Raw genomic sequence first — 277 nt, forward strand, 5'->3', positions numbered from 1 at the left:
GTTCATTAATAGTCCTTTGGATCAGTGGAAAATACCATTCGTTGTCCCTTAAATATAATACAATATTGACTGCCGCAAACTTAGGGTTTTTTGCTAGTACTTCGTCATAGGTGAAAACGGGACGGGAGGGAGGTGAGAATACTCCATGGGCGTGTTCACCGGGAAGTTCTACACTTTTTATTTTCCTTAATAAATCTTTTCCAAAATTTTCCATACCTCAAATTTAACAATATATTCTTGAAGAAATAAGAGCCTTAACATTAATTAACCAATGTAG

Annotated in this window: 1 pseudogene; it reads right to left on the minus strand. The window is 35.4% G+C overall.

The annotated features are described in order from the left end of the window. Window positions 1–214, minus strand: a pseudogene (locus tag SB679_RS23955) (CoA pyrophosphatase); the annotation flags it as partial. Window positions 215–277 lie beyond the last annotated feature (63 nt).

This window comes from Chryseobacterium sp. SIMBA_029 (genome assembly GCF_046535275.1).
Lineage (GTDB): Bacteria > Bacteroidota > Bacteroidia > Flavobacteriales > Weeksellaceae > Chryseobacterium.